Origin of the sequence: Nocardiopsis sp. ATB16-24 (genome assembly GCF_030271535.1) — a bacterium.
GTDB lineage: Bacteria > Actinomycetota > Actinomycetes > Streptosporangiales > Streptosporangiaceae > Nocardiopsis.
Genome location: NZ_JASCXJ010000014.1, coordinates 81297 through 101375 on the forward strand (window position 1 = coordinate 81297; position 20079 = coordinate 101375).

General features: G+C 64.7%; 18 protein-coding genes and 2 pseudogenes. 17 read left to right on the top strand and 3 right to left on the bottom strand.

What is annotated here, in order from left to right:
- The first annotated feature begins 1 nt into the window (after window position 1).
- On the top strand, window positions 2–391 hold the full coding sequence (locus PFX91_RS16005) for an Imm50 family immunity protein (RefSeq protein ID WP_285732685.1): 390 nt from the start codon (window positions 2–4) through the stop codon (window positions 389–391).
- A gap of 35 nt (window positions 392–426) precedes the next feature.
- Here the strand turns inward: PFX91_RS16005 and PFX91_RS16010 are convergent.
- A pseudogene (locus tag PFX91_RS16010) lies at window positions 427–1222 on the bottom strand (IS5 family transposase).
- 233 nt (window positions 1223–1455) lie between these two features.
- Here PFX91_RS16010 and PFX91_RS16015 point away from each other — a divergent pair.
- The 7 genes and pseudogenes from PFX91_RS16015 (at window position 1456) to PFX91_RS16045 (ending at window position 9243) form a co-directional block, all read left to right on the top strand.
- Entirely contained in the window at window positions 1456–1974 is a 519-nt protein-coding gene (locus tag PFX91_RS16015; RefSeq protein WP_285732687.1) for a transposase family protein, read from the top strand.
- A 118-nt stretch (window positions 1975–2092) separates the two neighbouring features.
- A pseudogene (locus tag PFX91_RS16020) lies at window positions 2093–2179 on the top strand (hypothetical protein); the annotation flags it as partial.
- 77 nt (window positions 2180–2256) lie between these two features.
- The gene (locus PFX91_RS16025; RefSeq protein ID WP_285732789.1) at window positions 2257–2583 is read left to right on the top strand and encodes a hypothetical protein; all 327 of its coding nucleotides are present in this window, start codon (window positions 2257–2259) and stop codon (window positions 2581–2583) included.
- Window positions 2580–2996 (top strand): hypothetical protein, encoded by a 417-nt coding sequence (locus PFX91_RS16030; RefSeq protein ID WP_285732689.1) that lies wholly within the window; start codon window positions 2580–2582, stop codon window positions 2994–2996. The genes PFX91_RS16025 and PFX91_RS16030 overlap by 4 nt, the downstream gene beginning before the upstream one ends.
- Window positions 2997–3586: 590 nt before the next feature.
- Window positions 3587–5053 carry a tyrosine-type recombinase/integrase gene (locus PFX91_RS16035; protein WP_285732691.1) on the top strand — a complete coding sequence of 489 codons (1467 nt, stop codon included), beginning with the start codon at window positions 3587–3589 and terminating at the stop codon, window positions 5051–5053.
- 354 nt (window positions 5054–5407) lie between these two features.
- Complete coding sequence (locus tag PFX91_RS16040; protein WP_285732693.1) at window positions 5408–8128, top strand: ATP-dependent DNA helicase; 2721 nt, start codon at window positions 5408–5410, stop codon at window positions 8126–8128.
- 677 nt (window positions 8129–8805) lie between these two features.
- Entirely contained in the window at window positions 8806–9243 is a 438-nt protein-coding gene (locus tag PFX91_RS16045; protein WP_285732695.1) for a hypothetical protein, read from the top strand.
- Window positions 9244–9841: 598 nt separating this feature from the next.
- Here PFX91_RS16045 and PFX91_RS16050 read toward each other — a convergent pair.
- Window positions 9842–10492 carry a restriction endonuclease gene (locus PFX91_RS16050; RefSeq protein WP_285732696.1) on the bottom strand — a complete coding sequence of 217 codons (651 nt, stop codon included), beginning with the start codon at window positions 10490–10492 and terminating at the stop codon, window positions 9842–9844.
- A 188-nt stretch (window positions 10493–10680) separates the two neighbouring features.
- Here PFX91_RS16050 and PFX91_RS16055 point away from each other — a divergent pair, with 188 nt between their 5' ends.
- From PFX91_RS16055 to PFX91_RS16090, 8 genes are all read left to right on the top strand, one after another.
- Complete coding sequence (locus tag PFX91_RS16055; RefSeq protein ID WP_285732698.1) at window positions 10681–10962, top strand: hypothetical protein; 282 nt, start codon at window positions 10681–10683, stop codon at window positions 10960–10962.
- A 146-nt stretch (window positions 10963–11108) separates the two neighbouring features.
- Entirely contained in the window at window positions 11109–11801 is a 693-nt protein-coding gene (locus PFX91_RS16060; RefSeq protein ID WP_285732700.1) for a pyruvate phosphate dikinase, read from the top strand.
- Window positions 11798–12697 (top strand): hypothetical protein, encoded by a 900-nt coding sequence (locus PFX91_RS16065; protein ID WP_285732702.1) that lies wholly within the window; start codon window positions 11798–11800, stop codon window positions 12695–12697. Before PFX91_RS16060 ends, PFX91_RS16065 begins: the two co-directional genes overlap by 4 nt.
- A complete protein-coding gene (locus PFX91_RS16070) occupies window positions 12690–13349 on the top strand; it encodes a dTMP kinase (RefSeq protein WP_285732704.1) in 660 nt (219 codons plus the stop codon). The genes PFX91_RS16065 and PFX91_RS16070 overlap by 8 nt, the downstream gene beginning before the upstream one ends.
- Window positions 13346–14365: a nucleoside phosphorylase-I family protein gene (locus tag PFX91_RS16075; RefSeq protein WP_285732706.1), complete on the top strand. Its 1020-nt coding sequence runs from the start codon at window positions 13346–13348 to the stop codon at window positions 14363–14365. The genes PFX91_RS16070 and PFX91_RS16075 overlap by 4 nt, the downstream gene beginning before the upstream one ends.
- On the top strand, window positions 14362–15294 hold the full coding sequence (locus PFX91_RS16080; protein ID WP_285732708.1) for a DUF2797 domain-containing protein: 933 nt from the start codon (window positions 14362–14364) through the stop codon (window positions 15292–15294). Before PFX91_RS16075 ends, PFX91_RS16080 begins: the two co-directional genes overlap by 4 nt.
- 31 nt (window positions 15295–15325) lie before the next feature.
- Entirely contained in the window at window positions 15326–15997 is a 672-nt protein-coding gene (locus PFX91_RS16085) for an HIT family protein (RefSeq protein ID WP_285732710.1), read from the top strand.
- 53 nt (window positions 15998–16050) lie between these two features.
- On the top strand, window positions 16051–16935 hold the full coding sequence (locus tag PFX91_RS16090) for a phosphotransferase enzyme family protein (RefSeq protein ID WP_285732711.1): 885 nt from the start codon (window positions 16051–16053) through the stop codon (window positions 16933–16935).
- Here the strand turns inward: PFX91_RS16090 and PFX91_RS16095 are convergent.
- Window positions 16929–18251 carry an NsdA family TPR-like regulatory protein gene (locus tag PFX91_RS16095; protein WP_285732712.1) on the bottom strand — a complete coding sequence of 441 codons (1323 nt, stop codon included), beginning with the start codon at window positions 18249–18251 and terminating at the stop codon, window positions 16929–16931. The genes PFX91_RS16090 and PFX91_RS16095 overlap by 7 nt on opposite strands.
- Window positions 18252–18542: 291 nt before the next feature.
- Between PFX91_RS16095 and PFX91_RS16100 the strand changes: the two genes are divergently transcribed.
- Window positions 18543–19058 (top strand): ATP-binding protein, encoded by a 516-nt coding sequence (locus tag PFX91_RS16100; RefSeq protein WP_285732714.1) that lies wholly within the window; start codon window positions 18543–18545, stop codon window positions 19056–19058.
- Window positions 19059–20079 lie beyond the last annotated feature (1021 nt).

Sequence of the window (20079 nt, forward strand, 5' to 3'; positions counted from 1 at the left end):
TGTGGCTAGTTGGGTGGATGCCCTAAGTAATCCGCAAGGGGTTCGTGCTATTTACGGAGGCGTGCTGCCAGTCTTGGAGGAGGTGAAGATCCACGAGATATGCATGAGTATGGATGGTCCAGTGGTCAAAATTAAATTTGACCTTCCAGGGTTCCCGAAAAACCCTCCGGAAAAATGGCGTCGAGATAACTTGAATACTGTCCAGTTTGAAATTTCTTTTATCGGTGTCAGTGAGGTGAGTGTGGTGCGATTTTCGGAGAATCCGATTTGTTCTCTCTCGATTCGGAAGAAGGGGGTTGTTTATTTTGGCGGGGAGTCTGAAAGTGTAGAATTTTCAGGAGTTGCTGAGGCAGTGGCAGTGTTGCGAATTTCCGCATACTTAGACGAATAGGGTTGCGGGTGGTGGAGTGGCCTTTAGAGATCATCTCAAAAGCCATCAGCATGCTTGGCCAGATGCTTGTAGCAGATGAGGACGCAGGCGATCCCGAGCATGGCCAGGAAGGTGGAGGCCTTGCGCTCCCAGCGCACGTTCAACCTGCGGTAGGAGCCCAACCAGGCGATGGAGCGCTCGACCTTCTACCGGTACCGTCCCAGACGCTGGGAGGACTCGATGCCAGGACGGGCCAGACGCACCCCGATGCCACGTTCGCGCAGCCAGCGGCGCTGAGCCCGCGAATGGTAGGCCTTGTCGCCGTGGAGCTTGGCGGGACGCCGCCGCCGGGGGCCTCGCCGTGAGCGCACCGCCGGGATACCCCGAACCAGAGGCTTGAGTGCCTCGATGTCGTTGACGTTGGCTGCGGAGACCGCACAGGTCAGCGGCAGGCCCTGGTTGTCGCACAGCAGGTGGAGCTTGGAGCCGGGGTTGCCGCGATCAGTGGGGTTTGGCCCCGTGCTCTCCCCCTCTCTTGGCGCGGATCGACTGGGAGTCGACGGTGGCGCGGGACCAGTCCAGCAGGGCGCTTCTGCCCAGCTCATCCAGGATCGTGCGGTGGATCCTGGGCCACAGGCCCATCCGGGTCCAGGTCTGGAACCAGCGGTGGGCGGTGGCACGGGTGACGCCGAACAGGCCGTCGGCCTTCTCCCAGGAGCAGCCGGAGGCCTGGACGAACAGCACCGTGGTCAACACGGCTCTTTGATCCACACGCGGTCGGCCGGTCCTCGGCGCGGGAGGCAGGAGCGGCTGGACGATCTCCCAGAGCCCATCGGGCAACACATCACTCACAGCACGTGATCATGCCAGGCACAGGGCCACCTCGCAGGGCTTTTGAGATGAGCTCTTAGGGAGTTTGTTTTTCGATATTGGTAAATTTCAGAGCGGAGAAACAGTGAGCCCTTTTCATCCTGAAGGTGCAGGTCACAGCCCTGTACCGGTTTCTCCGAGTCTCTTCTGGACAGCAAGAAGCCCCTGGTAGGTGGGTTAACAACCACGAGAACCTGCCACACCAAGGGCTCTGCATGCTGTTCTACCGCTCCGCGCTGCCGTTGTCACGCCGCACCCTGAACCTGGCCGCCCGCACCATCCGCGCCCACCGCAAGAGGACGGGGTCCCGGTGGCGGCGCCTGGATCCGGCACAACAGGCCCTGCTGGTGCTGGTCCACCTGTACAAGGGTGAGCCGTTCACCCACCTCGCGGCCGGGTTCGGTATCGGCACCACCACTGCCTGGCGGTACGTGCATGAGACCATTCGGTTCCTGGCCGAGCAGGCGCCCACCCTGGAACAGGGGCTGCGCCGCGCCCGTCGCAAAGGCTGGGCGTACGTGATCGTCGACGGGACCCTCCTTGCTTGCGATCAGGTGGCGACCGACCGGCCGTTCTCCTCCGGCAAACACCAACGGCACGGCATGAACATCCAGGTGGTGTCCGCTCCCGACAGGCGACCGCTGTGGACCTCTGAGTCGCTTCCCGGTGCGGTGCACCACCCCGGGCGGCCCCAGGGCTGTTTCAAAGTCGGGATCGTGACCCATCAGCGCTGATTACAGCCCTGTAGCAATCCGGTCGAAGCCCCCACCAACAAGCAACGGAGCCCGCTAGAAGATCAGGGACTCTCACATCTCTGACTTCCAAGGGACTCCGTTGCACCACCAGTCTGCCATGCCCGCCACCGGCCCCGTCGGCCTTCTCAGCAAGCTCGCGCACCTGGAAGATCCCCGCACGCCGCGGGGTCGCCGCCACAGCTTGGTAAGCGTCCTGCTGTGCGCCCTGTGCGCGATGCTCGCCGGAGCCCGCAGAAGCTGGCGGACTCTTTCAGCCGGATCATGGTCGCTTGTCGGCCGTTGTTGGCCCCGGGCGGGGTGGTGGTGGTCACCACCCGTCCCTACCGCAAGGACGGGCAGCTGGTGGACTTCCCCGGCCAGGTGGCCGAAGCGGGACGGCGGGCGGGGTTGGTGCAGATCGACCGGTGCGCGGCTTTGTTGTGCGCGCTGCGGGAGGGGGAGGTGGTCTCGCGCACCTCGTTCTTCCAGCTCATCGAGACCAAACGGCTGCGTAAGGAAGGCCGGCCGGTGCACGTGATCCAGCACGAGGACGCCCTGGTCTTTGCCAACCCCATCCCGGTCGGGCAGGAAGGGAGCGTCGCGGCGTGAGTCGATACATCCACGACCCCAGAGCCGACCAAGAAGACACCGACGAAGACCACACGGAAAGGTCGGGGAAGGCATTCTTCACCGATGCGGCGGGGCCGGAGTTGCGGGCGCGGATCATCGGGGACATGCGCGCGTTGGCCGACTTCCTCCAAGCCCACCCCGAGCTGCCCATCAGCCGGTACACGAGTGTGGACGTGACCTACTTCCCGCTCACCGATGACGAGGCTGTGGCGGTGGGGGAGGTGGCCGAGGCCGGGGCCCGATTGGGGCGGATGCCCGCCTGGGAGGGCGGCCACTACCTGGTCGAGCACGCGGTGGGGGCGGGCCGGTACCGGGTGGTGGCGGTCCCCGAGCGGGTCGCGGCTTCCTATCGGGCCTGGTTGGCCGCCACCGGCCACCGGCGTCCCGACTAACACAGGGAGCCGGGGCGGGGCGGTGTGGGGGCCTGTGTGCCCCCACACCGCCCCCACGAACCTGGCCCCGCTCCCCGTGGGGGCAACGCTGGGCGTTGGGCCGACACGGGGCTCCTGGGGCAGCGACCAGGGGAAACGGCCTATCGCCCGAAACGGGTGGGCCATTGAGTGGGGAGCGTGAATCCGGTGGCGGGTGGGGTGAATCCGCTTGCACTTCTCGGCGAGGTTGAGCGTGGATGCGTGGTGCCCCGCGTGGTGCGGGGCCGCGCACCGCATCCGTGCAGGTCACAGGTGGTGGGGAGGTGGGCAAGGTGGGCGTGAACCCTCAGATCACGCTGGATGAGGTGGGCTCGTTGCCGGTGGCATTAGACCCAGTGACGGCCGGGCGGATGCTCGGTTTGGGCCGCACCACCACTTACCGGCTCCTGCGCCAAGGTGCTTTTCCGGTGCCCGCGCATCGGGCGGGCAAGGCCTGGGTGGTGCCCACCGCCGGGATCCTGGCCCACCTGGGCCTCGAGCTTCCCCGCACCTACTGCTGTGGGTGCGGGTGTGGTGCGCGCAGCGATCACACATAGGAGAAGGAGTCATAGATGGCTTCTCATGACGGGTCGGTGTTCAAACGCTGCGGCTGCCGCGACCAGAGCAGCGGCAAACTTCTGGGAGCGAAGTGCCCGAAGCTACGCCGAGAAGAAGGTGGCTGGAACCCTCGGCACGGCGAGTGGGGCTTCCAACTGGAATTGCCCCGCACGACCGAAGGGCGCCGCCGCCAGGCCCGGCGCGGAGGTCTGAGCTCCCAGGAAGGGGCCCAACGGAACCTGGACCACCTCAAGGTGCTCATCGGCTTGGCCGAGGGTGAACCGGACGTGGAGGTGCAGGTCGCCGACCTGATCCAGAGCGCGCTACGGGGTCGGCACCGCCTGCCGGAGGTGGCGGAGGTCAAGCGCCGTATCGGGGTGGGGGTGCGGATGCGGGAACAGGTGCCCACCGTCGCCGCCTGGCTAAAAGAATGGTTGGAGGGCAAACCCGACCTGGCGGAGAAGACCCGCCTGTCCTACGACGGGCACATCCGCAACCATCTGGTTCCTCATCTGGGTCGGACCCGGTTGGACAAGCTCACCTCCTGGCAGGTGGAGCAGATGTTCGCCCAGATCGAAGAACAAAACGCCCACATCCTGGAGTGCCAGGAGTCTGAGGATGCGAAGGTGCGGGCCTCGGTGAAGGGCCGGCGGGTGATCAGCCTGTCCACCAAGCACCGCATCCGCGCCACCCTGCGCAGCGCTCTCTCCGAAGCAGTCCGAAGGCCCGACCTGCCTGTAAACGTGAACATCGCCTCCCATGTGCGGTTGCCCTCGTGCCCGCGTACCAGGCCGCTGGTATGGACGGCCGACCGGGTGCGCCAATGGCAGGTGGACGGAATCGTGCCGGGGGAAGTGATGGTGTGGACCCCGGAACAGACCATCACCTTCCTGACCCACGCCAGGAAGTACACCTGGCTGTTCCCGCTGTTCCACCTCATCGCCGTCAAAGGCCTACGCCGCGGAGAAGCAGTCGGACTCCCGTGGGCGAACACCCGGCTCACCGACGGGCAGGTGGACATCCGCACCCAGGTGGTCACCCTTGGCTGGAAAATGGCCACGACGACGCCGAAGAGTGCGGCGGGGCGGCGCACCATCACCCTGGACACCGACACCGTACGGGTGCTGCGCTCGTGGAAGAAGTTCCAAACCGAAGCCCGCCTCGAAACAGGGCAGAGCTGGAACGATACGGGGTTGGTATTTACCCAGTCAGATGGGTCTGGGTGGCACCCGGGGCAGGTGACCCGGTGGTTCAACCGGATCAGTAAGGCGGCGGGGTTGCCGCCGATCCACCTGCACGGGCTTCGCCACGGTGCTGCCTCGCTGGCTTTGGCGGCGGGGGCAGATGTGAAGGTGGTCTCCGGCGAACTCGGACACGCCACCACGCACTTCACTCAGGACACCTACCAGACCGTGTTCCCCGAAGTGGCGCGGGCGGCGGCGGAGGCCACCGCCGCGATGCTCAAACCCGCACGCGCATAGCGGGACCGGGGAACATACCAGGGGCCACACGGCACCGACCCCAGATCAGCCCACGGGTTCGCCCGGCTGACCTGGGGTTTTCCCATGTTTGGAGGCGCTTGGCCACCGGATCAAAGGTCTCCTGCGGCGATGGTCGACGAAGAGAGGCAACTTTTGAAACCCTGCCGCAGGGAGGGAAGGAGGTATGAAGTCTCCAAGGTTCAGGTTTCTCCTGGTCGATGAACCCTTTGTCCAAGATTCCGCGTCTTCGGGCCGACCAACACGCTACAGTGCTCGCCCAGGGGGTGCGGCAGCACACCCAACCTCAACAAGCACCCTAGAGTTCGCCTTTAGCCATGGGGAGGGCTGAACTTCATGACCACAGTTGGTGAACATATCCGGAATGCGGATGGGGCAATCTGCCGAAACATCGAGGAATTGATAGGTCAGCGTGCACTGCTTTCCCAAAATCTTCTTGCTCAGCTCCGGAACCTGGTTGAGGGTGTCGCGGTTCGCCTTCAGAAAGGTTCCTCCGATGCCGAGTACAACTGGGACGCAATCAGGCTCGGAGTCGCCTTCATCAAGGGTAGCAGCAAGGGTCAGTATCGATTCCTGGGCCGGTTCTACCAACTCCTCGAAGCGAGCGCCTCTCACTACACGGTTGACGGGGATGCCTCCGAACGTCTGATGCTCAAGTATTACGAATACCTTCACCGAATCCGAACGCTTCTCCGGGACAGTTGCGGGATCGCTGTGCTGGCGAACCTTGAGTCCTTCCCGGTCGACCTCGATCCATCGTTGCGGGAATATCACCAGAAGATCGCCGCTCGCATCGAGGCACCTCGTTCGACTAGCTCAAGCGGTGAGACGCGGGCACGGTACTATATCCATAAGACGCGCCCGTTCTTCGTTGGCGAGCGTATTTACTACGAAGTTACTTTCTACCGAGCCGTCAACAAGGTCAGTAAGTTCGACCGCATTATTGCCTTCACCGACATCGACATGACTGACAAGTACTCGGCCATGCTTACCCTGCAGCGCGACTCAATTCGGGTGCTTGACCAGACGATGCCAATCACGCTCATCCGTGAGTGGGAAGTATCGATCCGTCCCTGTGAGTTCGACAACTTCGCCCGACTCCTGGGCATCACGATCAAGGTCAAGACCAGCTTCGCGGAGTACCGCTTCCTGATGCGTGGTCTCACAGCAGGATCGGGAAGTCTACTCGACCTCATCGACATGCCCACTGACCAGTATGCAGAGATCAAGGCCACAGGGACAGCAAAGGCTACCAAGCCGCAGATCTTCCCCGTGCTGGATGAAGCGCGCCGCATCGTGAGGTCGGATGCACCTGGCCATAACGTCATCCGCTACCTCATGCTGCGAATGCATAACCAGGTTCTCAGGTCGCAGTACAGCGTGGATGAGTGCGGATATCTGTCGAACCTGAATCTTCCCTATGGCTGTATACCGTTCGATCAGATGCCTTTCTGCACCTCACTGCCGGGCCACAACCCGCGCTACTGGGACCTCGTCGAGGCCCTTGACGCGACCGACCGGAACCACGAGTTGTTCGCTCGGAGGGTACGCAACAACATCGATCGCCATGGAATGCTCTACACCCCTGCCAAAGGTCTGAAAGGGTTCGGCGACGTCACTCAGCTGATCGCCGCCTACAACGGCAAGCTCTACTACAAGCACACAGGGCGCCAGCTGGTGCAGGACAAAGGCCATGTCTTCATTCGCGGGTACGAGGACGACACCCTCGCCATCGTCGAAAAGCTCCAGGAGCACGCGGAATCTGGGGTCGACGGTTACACCCAAGCCGTTGAGCACTGGCTCGACGAGGTACCACGGGGCATCGACGACAAGATCAAGGAGGACGCACTCAAACACCTGTTCAGCCAATCGAAGGTCGCCCTGGTTTACGGTGCGGCTGGTACGGGTAAGTCAACAATGGTCGATCACATTGCCAGCTACTTCGACGATGAGAAAAAGCTGTTCCTCGCTCACACCAACCCGGCTGTCGATAACCTCAAACGCAAGGTTAGTTCCCAGGAGTCGACCTTCCGCACGATCAGCAGCCAGATTCGCAGGGCCGTCTCGGAACCGGAGTACGATCTTCTAGTTATCGATGAGTGCAGCACGGTCAGCAACGCTGACCTGCTCAAGGTACTGGAGCGGACCTCCTTCAAGCTGCTCGTGCTCGTTGGCGATATTTTCCAGATCGAATCGATTCAATTCGGCAACTGGTTCAGCATCATCCGGTCGTTCATTCCGAGAACGTCGATCTTCGAACTGACGACGCCATACCGGACCACGAGCGAGTCGCTCCTGAGCTTCTGGAACAAGGTCCGGCACCTCGAGGACGACGTTGCCGAGACCATTGCCCGTAACGGCTACTCGACCGTGCTCGACAAGTCTCTGTTCGAGACCCAGCGCCAAGACGAGATCATCCTGTGCCTGAACTACGACGGCCTCTACGGCATCAACAACGTTAACCGCTTCCTCCAGAGCAATAACCCGAATCCGGCGGTAACCTGGCGAGACTCCACATACAAGGTCGGTGATCCGGTGTTGTTCAACGAGACCGAGCGGTTCAGGCCAGTGATTTACAACAACCTCAAAGGTTGGATTGTCGACATTAACCATGCACCTGGCGAGATTCAGTTCGACGTTGAGCTGGACCGATCACTGAGCGAGTTCGACATCGGCAGCGAAGAACTCGAATGGGTAGATGATTCAACTGTCCGATTCTCGGTCTACGACTATGACACCAGCGACGAGGACGACGACTCCGTCAATACCTCAGTACCGTTCCAGGTGGCATACGCTGTCTCGATCCACAAGGCGCAGGGCCTCGAATACGACTCTGTCAAGGTCGTGATCACCGACGCCAACGAAGACGACATTACGCACAGCATCTTCTACACAGCTATCACCCGAGCTCGTGAGAATCTCAAGATCTTCTGGACGCCGGAGACCCAGCAGACTGTTCTTGGCCGACTCCAGAGGAGTTCGAGTCCGAAGGACGTTGCCCTTCTATCGAGCCGCCGAGGGCTCACGCCCGTCAACGGATCCCGGCGTGCTCCGTGATCGGCGGAGTGTCGGGGTGAAGTCAGACATGAGACGGAGAGGGGACGCCTAGGAAACCGAACGCCACTGGGGCGACAGGGCGTTACCACGCCCAGAGGTCACGGCGCAGTGGCGCCGGAGCGGCTGTGGGGTGCTGAAGGCGCACACGGGGTTGTCCGGCCCGGTCACCAAGATCACGAAACAGTAAAATGCTCCGCGAGGTGCTCCTCCACCTGTACTGGACCTTGCACTGCGGAGCACACACGGAGCATTTCAGGCCCCGAACCAGGCCCGGCGCCTCGTCTGTTCGACTCGCGCACCCCCTCTGACCTGGGGTTTTGTGGCGCACCCGGCAGGATTCGAACCTGCGACCGTCGGATGAGAAGTCCGGAGCTTTGCTGTCTCTTGAGGTTACTTTGTGTCGTTGCGTGCCACCCCATCCGATCAGCCGTGCCGTCTGGGGCCGGGTGGTGCCGTCTGGTGTTGTGTCAGTCCGGAACTGCGGAGCATGAATGGAGCACACACCGGCCCCTGGTGGCGTCCGATGGCAGCTCGCGAGGTTCTCGCCGGCCGCTCGATGGTGGGGGCCATAGCCAGTGCCGTCCCGACGTAGCTCTTGCGCCCGGGCCCCTGCCTTCTCGCTCCGGGCACGGCTGTGCGCGGCGAAGTGTCTCTGCGGTATCGCACAGTTGGTGAACATGGTGACCGAACCCGTGCTCCACTGCGTACGCGACTACTACTGGGGCTGCATCTTGTGCGAAGACTTCGAAGGCTACGACGGGGATTACGAGCACCTCGCCGGTGACGGCCCCTTCTTCGCCGTGGACGACCAGATCACCATTCAGGTGGTCAACAGCCGAATGGCGGACCCCCAAGACGCCGCCGTCGAGCTGAACGTGTACGTCCACACGGCTCCCGTGCCCTCGTGTGACCACGCATCCGTGATCCTCCTACGTTCGGGGATTCTTGTACTCGGCGACGCCGACCGCTTCGACGAGGTATCCCTTCGGCCCGGGCGTTGGCTGCTGCAGGCCGACCTGGATCCCCACCGGTCGGACGAGGCCCGGTGGGTGACTGTTCACCTGTCTCCTGCAGACGCCGGTGAGATGCCTGCTTCGACTCAAGCTCCAGTGTGAGCGGGATCGCCTTCCGACCCTCATGTGAACTTGGGAAGCCGCTGAAGGCGATGCTGAGTCCGGCCGGCACCGTGTCACCGGATGCGGCGGAGCGGACGGCATGGCTGCTCCTGCCAGCGGAGTTCGAGGACGACTTCTATAGGCAGCAGGCCGGGTCAACAGAAGACGAAGCGTTGGTTCCTCGCCTCCAATGAATCGGAGCGAGACAGCCATTTTCGTGGCCTGAACCGGCTCATGCAGTCGGGTGGTATCGAGGCGGAGCCCGGCGTGCTGGGACGCTTTGTCGCGCCCGCCACGCGCGGCGATCTGTTCGCGCACCGGTGCGGGTGCGGTGGCCAGTGCGTTCTGCAGCTGAGTGTGCCTTCACCGCGTAGTTGTGCGCCAGAGAGAGCAGTCTGATTGATTCGACGGCGCCGTTCGTGCTCTTGGACCTGGTGGTGGCTTCTCCAGACAGCACCTTGCGTGCGGCTGCTTCGGCATCGATCACATCGTCCTTGCCCCTACGGACTCTGGTGTGGGGATGGTGTGTGTTGACCTCGACCACGTCGTCACCGGCGTCGAGCAAGAACCGGGGCCGACCGGGATGGCCAGACCGGCCCTACTTGTGCCCGTGACCACCGTCGCGGAGCAGCCGCTTCGCGGTTCTGTTCACCACGCGCACTGGGTAACCCCCCGCGAAGTCGAACGCGAACAGGGCGGCACCGCGTTGGTCGGCGTACTCGACGGCGGCGTCCGTGTAACGCGAGGAGGTGAAGAACACGGCCACGTCACCGACCCGGGCCGCGCCGACCAGCTGTTGCACCTCAGGACGCCCAACGCCTTTGGAGGCGTAACGTTTGACCTGCACGGAGATACCTGAGGCGGTAACATCGATCCCCGCGTCACTTGACGGAGGCGTGGCCCGGACGCTCCGGAAACCCTGGCTCCGCAGCCACTTCGCCACGAATGTCTCGGCCTCCGTGGGCGTGTGGATCCGCGTCCGTGCGCGCTCCCGCGCCTCCTGTTTCCTCTCCCGCGCGGCTGCGGCCTCCTCGTCCATCACACGCGCCAGCCAGCCCTTGGGCTGGGCTGCGGCCGTATCCTGGCCCTTTTTCGCCCGCCTGCGCCTGCGCAGAGCGGCGAGCGCCCAGTACAACAGCAGGCCGCCCACGGCAGACGGCCCGAGAGCGTCGATGAGAGCGGGCTCCTCGGAGTGGTATTCCACGAACAGGGTGGTGGAGAACGCCACCGAGACCAGGACGAAGACCACCGTGGATCGTTCTGGCCTGGTCCGGATCGCTGGCGAGCTCGCCTCGCCATTCGAAGACGACGCGGGGGATGGGGGGGAGGGGGATGGTTCTGGAGTCACTCTGTGTCCTCCGCTGCCGAGGATGCCGGCTCTTTGCAGCAAACCAAGAAGAGATCAAACAAGGAAAAATTGAGCATATAGGACGTATCTTGACCGCGCCCGGAAGCGGCCACTGCCGGGTTCGCCATAGGGCGACCGACCCCTTGTTCGTCCTGCTCATGCCCCCGAATCTGCGCAAGGGCAAGAAGTGGGCCGACCACCGCCGCATCGGTGCCGGGGTGCGCATCCGGGAAACGGTGCCGACCGTCGCGGCGTGGCTGGCCAAGTGGTTGGCGGGCAAACCGGACCTGGCCCAGAAGTGTTTTGTACCGGGTCTGCTGGAGACTGCAGCGCGTGCCGGGATCGCCTCCCGTCACTCGGGTGAGTGGTGAGTGCGTCGAGTCATGACCGGCTTGTCATGGAACCTATGACTGGTCGGTCATGGCCTCCCGCACGTGCCCTGGCCACAGTGGGCGCATGGACGGATTCGAGGAAGAAACCCGCGCCCTGACGCGGCCCCGTTTGGGCGGGTGCACCGATGGCCGCTGACCTGCTGACCCAACGGATGGACGCTGGCCACTGGGGGCTCAAGGCCGCCCGGCTGAGCGAGGTCGCCGAACTCGGGATCCCGGTGCCGCCCGCGTTGTGCCTTCGGGCCGAGGACCTGGTACGAACGACCGCCGAGGCGGTGAACGCGGCCAAGACCTGGCTCCGCCTGTACCGACCCCGCCGCGTGGTGCTCCGGACCAGCGCGCACGAGGACTTGGTGAAAAGCGCACAGGCCGGCCGTACCGTCTCCCTATTGAACTGCCCTCCCGACGCTTCGGCGCTGTTGCGCACGATCGACCAGGATCTCCTCACCGCTGAGAACCTTGGGGGCGGCAGCGGGGCCTGCGTCATGGTTCAAGAACAAGTCCAAGCCCCCCTCTACGGCGTGGCCTTCTACGAGGACGGCCACTTGGTGTTGGAAGCCACCCGTTACGCCGACGGCATCACCGCCGGGAATCCGCCCCGAACACGTGTCCAGGTAGAGAAGGACCGCTTCCACATCACCACCCAGGAGCCGCCCATCCCGGGACTGCTGCTGACCCGTCGTCTGCATCAGGCCTGCCGCCTCCTGCACAAGCACTTCGGCTTCGGAGTCGACATGGAGTGGGCGTGGACCGGCGCTGCGGTCGTCGTGATCCAGGTTCGCCCGATCACCAGGAGCCTCTTGGAGCGCGCGGCATGAGCACGATGAGCAAGCTCGATACCGTGACAGCCCTGCGGAACCACGGGCTGCTGCGCATGCCCGTCCAGGTCTACCGCCGTCCGGGGCGGGTGACAGCCCGAATGGTCCGTAACAGCGTGGGAAACGGTGAGATCCTCGTCGTTCGGACCGGATCTCAGGCCGAGGAACGAAACCTGCCTCGTCTGGTCGGTGCGGACGCCGAGACCACGGCGGCGTGGATCAATGGACTTCCGCCATCGTTGTCAGCGTTGGTCCAGCCTTACGACCAAGTGGTGTTCTCTGTCGAAGTGGCCGTCTACGACGGTCTGGAAGTAGCCGAGATCATCCCCGGTATCTGGGAGCTGGACAATCAGCTCCCACCGGTGGTGGCCTGTGTCCAGGGTGATCGCGTCGACCTCACTGCCCTTGACATCGGAACCGGTCGGACGGCGAGGTTCCATGACCTCGCCCGTGGCCACTACGAGAGTCCCGCTCAGGCGGACGACTGGCAGGTCACCACGGTTGTGGAGTGGATCCGCAGTCGCCGCCGTGACCTGACCGCTCTGCGCCGGGACCTCGGTCATCCGTTCGGACTCAAGCTGCACTACTCCACCCGCTTCGGGCTTTCCCCACAGAACATCCGCAGCACAGTGCCACATCGCGAGGCCTGGACAGGGAATCAGGACTCATCCCACCTCGCAGCCACGGTCCTGGCCTCCACGAACGAACCGATCCCCAGCGGTCCGTTGCTGCTCGACGTGTCCATCGCACGCGAGCAGCACGCTCAACTCACCCGCTTTCTCAGCCGCCTGAGTAAGGCGGGGACCAGCGAGGTCTACCTGCGTTCCGGATTGCTCTCCCATCTGGCCATCAATCTTCGCGAGGTCGGAATCACCGTCAGGAGTGCCCATGGGTGACTTCTGGGTGGTCGAGGGTATCGACGGGGCGGGCAAAAGCCATCTTCTGTCCCGCCTCACCGATAGCACCCGCGAAGCGGTCGTTCTCCGTAAGGACGCCCTTCCCACGTCAGGCAGCCCCTGGGCGGACAGGCGACTGTCAGCGATGCACCGCCTCACCTGGGGGTACGACCACGCCGAGCCCGTGTGGCACTACCCGGCCCGCTACTGGCTGCACACCCTCGCCGCCTGGTACGAGCTGTTCCACCACGTCCATGTAGCGCCCGCCCTCTCCCACGGCTATCCCGTGGTGGTCGACGGCTGGTACTTCAAACACCAGGCCCGGATGGCGCTCTCCGGGGATGAGCAACTGGAAGACCTGGCCGCGCAGGTGTTCTCGGCTGTTCCGCAACCCGACCACGTCATCAGGTTGTCCACCCCCGCGCACCTGGCAGCGGCCCGCCGCAACGGAAACTCCAAACCTTCCGAGCACGGAGCCTTCCTCTCGGGCGAGACCACCATGTCCGTACGGAGCTTCACCGACTACCAGACCCGCACCAGCCAGGCCTTGAACTCACTCCTCGTCGCCCACCCGGCTCCCATCCACACCATGGACAGCACCTCCGACGCCGAGTTCCTCCTGTCCCTTCTCCGTAAGAAAGCCGCGACATGAGCCCTACCGCGTCCACGGTGGTTCCGGCCGGCCACACGATGGGGGAGCGGCTGGCCGACTACGTTCTCCCCAAGGTTCCGGTCGACCTGCTCACCGCCACCAACGGCCGGGCCTGGGTCTACCCCAACCGCTCCCTGTCCTTCCTCCTCGGCGGGGACAAACGCGAAGGGAAAAAGTTCAATTGGCGCCGCCCCTACTTCACCGTCGCCGACCAGGTCCTGCACTGCGTGGTCCCGCCAGGTCGCGACTATGCCCACCACTACACCCAGCTCATCCGCGCGGCCTGCACACTCCTCGGGCTCCCCTCCGACGTCACCACAGAATTCCCGACACCGGGGCAAGGACTGGAGTTCATGAACCACTGGCTCCCCGCACGCCTGCCCGTCAACGACCGAATGATCCTCGGCTACGTCGAATCCCTCTTCCGTGACCGCAGCACCCACTGGACCCACCAGCCCGGATTCGGCTGGCGCATCGCCCGTATAGGCAATGCCACCGTCCTCCTCCTGGGGTGTGAGTTCAGTTTCTGGGGCGATCTCGCCGGAGACCTGGTCACCGCTCTGGCCGCACGCGGCCACACCGGGGGAGTGGTCTACGTCGGTAAACTCGGCGGACTCCAAGCGGACATGGCACCCAACACCCTCGTCGTCACCGGTACCACCACCCGCATCGGGGACCGCGACCTCACCTGGAACAGCACCCTGGACCTTTCCCAGGCACCCGCCACCCTCCGCTCCGGCGTACGACACGCCACCGTCCCCAGCGTGCTGGACGAAACCCACGCCTGGTTCGAGGCCAACAGGGCGGACTTCGACGTCGTGGACCCCGAGATCGGTCACATGGCCCGCGCCGCCACCACCGCCGGCGTGCCCTTCGACTACCTGCACGTCGTCACCGACAACCTGTGCGGCACCTACGAACACGGCCTCTACGGTGAGCGCGCCGCTCCCGTGGCCGCCGCCCGCCGCCGTTGCCTGCACGACATCGAGACCATCCTGCACCGGAGCCTGACATGACCATCACCGGATCCGTCACCGTCCTCGGCCTCGACTGGAGCACGCCGGACACACCGCGCCTGCGCACCACCGACCCCGCCACACCTGACGGCAGTCTGCTCCATCCCCTTCTGGGAGAGCACACCTTCCGTGTGGACGGCGACGAGCGCCACTGCGTCGGCTGGTTCGATCTCACCGGCCCTGAAGGAAAGCATGTGCGCTGCCGCGCTGACGAGATCGTCACCAGGGGGAGGCAGTGCCGCCGCTGCCAGTACAGGGAAGGATTCATCGCAGCCCACCAGGCCCATCACAACCCGCGGGCGCTGCCGGACAACATCCGCCACTACCTTCAACAGCCGCACTGGCTCTACCTCGATGTCTTCGCCAAAGGAACGACGAAGGTCGGCACCGCCGCCGAAACCCGCCGACGCAGCCGCCTGGCCGAACAGGGGCCTGTCGCTGCCCTCTACATCGCGCGCACCGCCGACGGCATCGCCGTCCGTTCCCTGGAAGCCGCTGTCTCCCGGTACCTCGGCCTACCCCAGCAGGTCCCGACCCGTCGCAAGGTCCTCGGCCTCCAAAGCCAGGTGGACACCGCCGCTCTCACGAGTGGGCTCACCGAACTCGCCGCCGAGGCCACCACCTACCTGGAGAAGATCACCGCGGACCAACCGAGCACCGAGGTGTTCTCCGACCCGGAATTGTGGGTCCGCCCCACGTGCGCCGCGACCGTCTTCGAGGCGGCCCCGGTCCTGGCCTACCCCGCCGACCTCACCGAGGGCATCCATCACCTGTGTGTCACCGGAGCCAGTGGACCCGTCGCCCTGTTCACCAACGAATCCGCTCCCGGTGCGGCCCTCTACTGTGCCGACCTCACCGCACTCGTCGGCCGCCGTCTCGTTCCAGCGGCTCCCGAGGACGTACCCACCAGCACCCCGACCCTGTTCTGAACCCACCTCCTGCTCACGAAACGGAAGACCCGTGGACGACACCCTGCGCGAGATCTGCACCTTCTGCTGCGAAGTCGAAGGCGGCGACGACTCCAACCTCTTCTACGACCTGGGTCTGGCACACGACCGCTCCGACTACGTGCTCCACGAGACCGACCACTTCGTCGTCATCCCCTGCATCGGCGCCCTGACCGACTGGTACCTGCTCATCGTCTCCAAACGCCACACCTTGTCCGTGGGCTGGCTCGACGACGCCGAACGCGCCGACCTGCGCACCCTTATCCCGCAGGTCACCGACCTCGTCCGAGGGCACAGCGGCCTGAACAGCCTCGTCTTCGAACACGGCAGCTTCGACTTCCGCGACAAGGGCGGCGCCTGCTACGACCACACCCACATCCACGTCGTGGCCACCGACCGCGATCCCCACGCCTTCCTCGACCAGATCCCCGCACCCGTCACCATGCACCCCTGCTCGGACTGGATCGATGCCGCCCGACACCTGGTGGAGGACCGACAGCGCTCCTACCTCGCCCTGGGCACACCCGGGCAGGACTGGATCGGCACCGCCACCGGTGCACCCTCGCAGTTCTTCCGCCGCTGCCTGGCCTCCTGGATGGGCGCCGAGGAAGGCGAATGGGACTGGCTCACCTTCCCTCAGGCCGATCGGGTCCAACGCATGAGCAGCCTTCTCACCGCGGGATGACCCACTTCCCGCTGACGAAGGCGGAACCGGTGCCCCGGCGTAGGCTGGGGCGCGTGGTTCACACCGAGGACTTCGTGCGGCGCGCGGCCCGCGCCGTCCACACCGCCGCCGCCACCATGGGCCTCGCCCCCCACCAGGAACCCGAACTGATCCGGGCAGGGGAGCGAGCCGTGTTCCGACTCAGGGGCAAGGTGATCGCCCGCGTCGAGCGCTCCGCCGACCGATCCCACGAGGCCGACCGAGAGGTGCGCGCCGCCCGCTGGCTCGCCGCCCAGGGGATACCGGTGAGCCGCCCCCTCCCCGGTGAACAGCCCGTCCCGGCCGAGGACACCGTCGTCACCCTCTGGGAGGCCGTGGACGGGGAGTGGACCGTCCCCCGGGAACTGGCCGTGCTCCTGCGCTCCCTGCACCGACTCACCCCGCCCCCCGACCTGGACCTGCCCGACCTCGATCCCTTCGACCGGATCCGCGAGCGCATCGACACCGCGCCCCGGCTCACCGAGCCCCAGCGCGACCAGCTGCACCGGGCCCACCGTGACCTGGCCCGACGCCTTCCCACGGTGCGTCCGGTCCTGGGACGACACGTCATCCACGGAGACGCCAACATCGGCAACGTACTGGCCACCGACCATGGGGTGGTGCTCTTCGACCTGGACGGCATCTGCTGGGGGCCGCCCGAATGGGACCTGGTGCTGACCGCCCTGTACCGGGACCTGGGCTGGCACACCGACACTGAGTACGCCGACTTCTGCGACGCCTACGGATTCGACGTCACCGGTTGGAACGGCTACCCGCTCTACAAGGCGGTCCGCGAGCTGCGCATGACCACCTGGCTCGCGCAGAAGGGCGGTGAGAGCCCCCAGATCGATGCCGAGATCGACCGGCGCGTCACCGACCTTGGCGACCCTGAACGTCCCAGATTCTGGCAGCCCTACTGACCGGTGGCCGCCACAGCGCGTGCCTTGCGGAGAAACCGTGCCGCCTCAGGTTGGTCGCGGTGGGGCCAGATCCGCTGGGCGAAGTCGTTCAGGTAGCCGACGCATCGAGCCGACGAGGTCGCCTGTACGAGAGGGACCACCTGTTCGCCAATGTGGCCGGCCTCCTCCACCTCCCCCTGACCGAGCACGGCCACGGCCAACACCAGGCGGGTGAACACCCGGCTTCGCGCGTATTCGTCACCGGTGGAGGCGGCGAGACTCTGTTCGGCGAGACGACGGGCGACGTGCGCGTGTCCGAGATCCCGGTGGCAGTGCGCTACCTCGTCTGAGTACTCAGCATGGTCGAAGTAGCTGATCCACCCCGGGTCGGTACGGGGATCGCGCCTCCCGAACGCTCGCTCGGCCTCGCTCATCGCCCGGAAACAGCCGCTTTTGTCCTGCCGAGCGGCGTGAGCACGGGCTTCCATCATCAGAAACTGGGCGCGCATCGTCGCTGTCGCACGGCTTCCGGCACCGGTGAGGGCCGCACGCGCCAGATCGCGGGCCTCGGCGTGCGCACCCAGATAGTTGGCCTGGTGGCTCATCGCGGACAGGACACTCGCTCCCAATAGGCGGTCTTCGGCGTGTGTGGCCAGATCCAGAGCCTGGACGAAGTACCGCCGAGCGGCGCCGTTGCGTTGGGCGTCGTAGGACATCCAGGCGATGGAAAGGACGAACTCGGCTGCGACCGTGAACAGCGACCGCCGTACCGCCTCTGTGTGCGAACGCCGGAGGAGGGGGACGACGGTGTCGTGGAGGTAGTGCAGCGCCGTGGTCCTGGCGTTCTCACCACCGAACCGGTTGTCCAAGGAGCTGAACGCCGTGCTCGCGGCGCGGACCGCGGCCACCGGCCCTTCTTCCGTCAAAGGGTCGACCTCGGCGGAGCCCGGGGTCCGTACGAGCCAGGAGAGTACAGCCGGGCTGATCGCTGAGTTGCCGCTTCCCTCCTCCATACCCGGTGTGTGCTCGATGTCCGCCTGGGACAGCCGCCGCAGGGCCGAGGCCGCCTCTTCGCCCGAGTCGTTCAGCCTCAGAGCGAGGTGGGCGGGTACCCGTGCCATCCCGGTTGTCGGAACGTTGTACCCGTGCGTGATTCCGTCGAACGCACGGCGCCTGGACTCGGGTTTGCGGATCTCACGGCTGCCGTTCAGGACCCGGGAGACCATGGCCTGCGACAGGTCGCACATACGGGCGATGGCGTCCTGCGCCAGGTGAGTGTGCCGCAGCAGCAGACGGATCAGAGTGTTGGGGTCTTGGTCCGCGACCGCTCGCCGCACCTCGGGGATATCCCAGAACCGACTCGGAACGCACGAGCAGTCACCGGCCTTTCGTGCACGACCGCAGTTTCCGCAGAGCACAGGGAAGCCTTCCGCATCGGTTCGCTGACAGGGGCTTGGGTGACACCGAAGCCTATGGCTGTGCCGCGTCGCGGGGCCATGACCGGTCTGTCATGACCACCATGCCCGCTCCGTCATAGCGGTGTCAGGCGTTTCTTCGGACAGTGAGTACATGAATACCTCAATGCACGGCTCGCCTACTCTGGTCTGCCGGCTCTCGGTGGAGGGCTGATGCAGAGCCTTCCTTCTCCCCTCCCGCTTCGTGGCAGAACAGTGTTCTCGCCCCGGCACATCAGCTTCGATGACCCGAACACCTCAGGCCTACTGTGCGGTTCCGATACCGCACATCTCTCCCACGCCCGCCAATGGGCTGCTCAGGTCACCCGGACCACGCCGTCTGCCGCACATCCCTTGATCGTGTCCCTGAGCGAACTACACGCCAACGCTCTACGGCACAGCGCCTCTGGGCTTCCCGGTGGGCAGGTGCGGATCGAGATCGAGCGGCGCCGCCTCCTCTTCGTCCTGCGCGTGACCGATGACGGGCCTCGATCCGAGATGGCGGCAACCGTCCCCCGGGTGGCTCCTCCCTCCTTGGAGGAGGCGGGTGTGACGTTGGCCGAGAGCGGATACGGCTTGGCCGTGGTCGATGCGATGGCCCTGCACTGGGACTTCTCCAAGAACGACACTGGTGCCTTGACTGTCCGAGCGGCCTTTGACCGGTCCGGACGTACACGTGGCCGACAGTGACGAACAGTTGACACACGGGGTGTTCCGTACTTCACGTCTGGGGTTGAAATTCCTTGTCCACCCAAGGGAACATCGACCACCCCAATAGGACAGGGAGCTTCTTTCTATGGACGAGAGCGGCTTTGCATCTGTTCATTCAAGGCGTGGGTGGTCGGCGCAATTTCGGGGATTGCGATCCCGGAGCTACTGGCACTCGCCTTGTAATTTCACATCGAGAAAAATGACCTCGATCGCGGGTCGCTGACAAGAGAAAGCGTGCCCCGAAACGGTGAGGCAACACCGGTCCGGGGCTTGATTCCCACCTGACCACAGCAGGAGGAAACCGTGGAGAAGCATAGCGGGCGGCACCGCAAACGCCGTCAAAGTTGGGGCGAAGAGGTGCGTTGGATCATCGGGGCGGTGCTCGCCGCACTATTGTGCGGCCCCACCGATCGGAGCACACGACCGGTGACCGAGGTCCACCGGCCAATGCCCTCGCGGAGGGTGCGGGCAGACCGCGAACCTGCCCCAGCGCGAACCGCGGTCAAGAAGCGGGCGAGTATCCCGCAACATCGAACCCGAGAGGGGCAGCCGAGTACGGCTTCGCTCGTGGTGCCACCACAGCGGAGTCCATATACGGGGCCACGTGGGTGGTGTGAGGACGACGACGGGGTGCGCGGGGTGCGTCTCTACCTCGTTCGGCACGAGGACCTCGTCATCCGTACGCGCGGTGGGGAAGGGACGCGAGCGCACAGGGGGAAGACTGTCAATGGTCGAGGCTCAACGACACCACAGCCTCCGAGGGGCGGACGTGGTGGTGGAGGTGAGTTCGCTGAACTTGCCTTTTTGGTGCGGCGGTGGCAGGCGATCTCAACCTGAGGGATAGATCTTTCGCCGGGGTGGCGCCGACCATGTTCACGGGTCGGCACCACCCTGACCTTGCTTGGGTAGGAAAAAGAGAATCCTTCAGGTGGCCCATCGACACCTGGCCCTGCCACCTCTGCACCACGGAGGGAGAAGGGGCCTCCTTCGCACGTCGTGT

Bases quoted from the DNA above. Each gene is read 5' to 3' on its own strand.
- PFX91_RS16080 (WP_285732708.1), top strand. From the start codon at position 14,362: ATGACCATCACCGGATCCGTCACCGTCCTCGGCCTCGACTGGAGCACG.
- PFX91_RS16015 (WP_285732687.1), top strand. From the start codon at position 1,456: ATGCTGTTCTACCGCTCCGCGCTGCCGTTGTCACGCCGCACCCTGAAC.
- PFX91_RS16075 (WP_285732706.1), top strand. From the start codon at position 13,346: ATGAGCCCTACCGCGTCCACGGTGGTTCCGGCCGGCCACACGATGGGG.
- PFX91_RS16025 (WP_285732789.1), top strand. From the start codon at position 2,257: ATGGTCGCTTGTCGGCCGTTGTTGGCCCCGGGCGGGGTGGTGGTGGTC.
- PFX91_RS16065 (WP_285732702.1), top strand. From the start codon at position 11,798: ATGAGCACGATGAGCAAGCTCGATACCGTGACAGCCCTGCGGAACCAC.
- PFX91_RS16045 (WP_285732695.1), top strand. From the start codon at position 8,806: ATGGTGACCGAACCCGTGCTCCACTGCGTACGCGACTACTACTGGGGC.
- PFX91_RS16070 (WP_285732704.1), top strand. From the start codon at position 12,690: ATGGGTGACTTCTGGGTGGTCGAGGGTATCGACGGGGCGGGCAAAAGC.
- PFX91_RS16100 (WP_285732714.1), top strand. From the start codon at position 18,543: ATGCAGAGCCTTCCTTCTCCCCTCCCGCTTCGTGGCAGAACAGTGTTC.
- PFX91_RS16040 (WP_285732693.1), top strand. From the start codon at position 5,408: ATGACCACAGTTGGTGAACATATCCGGAATGCGGATGGGGCAATCTGC.
- PFX91_RS16060 (WP_285732700.1), top strand. From the start codon at position 11,109: ATGGCCGCTGACCTGCTGACCCAACGGATGGACGCTGGCCACTGGGGG.
- PFX91_RS16035 (WP_285732691.1), top strand. From the start codon at position 3,587: ATGGCTTCTCATGACGGGTCGGTGTTCAAACGCTGCGGCTGCCGCGAC.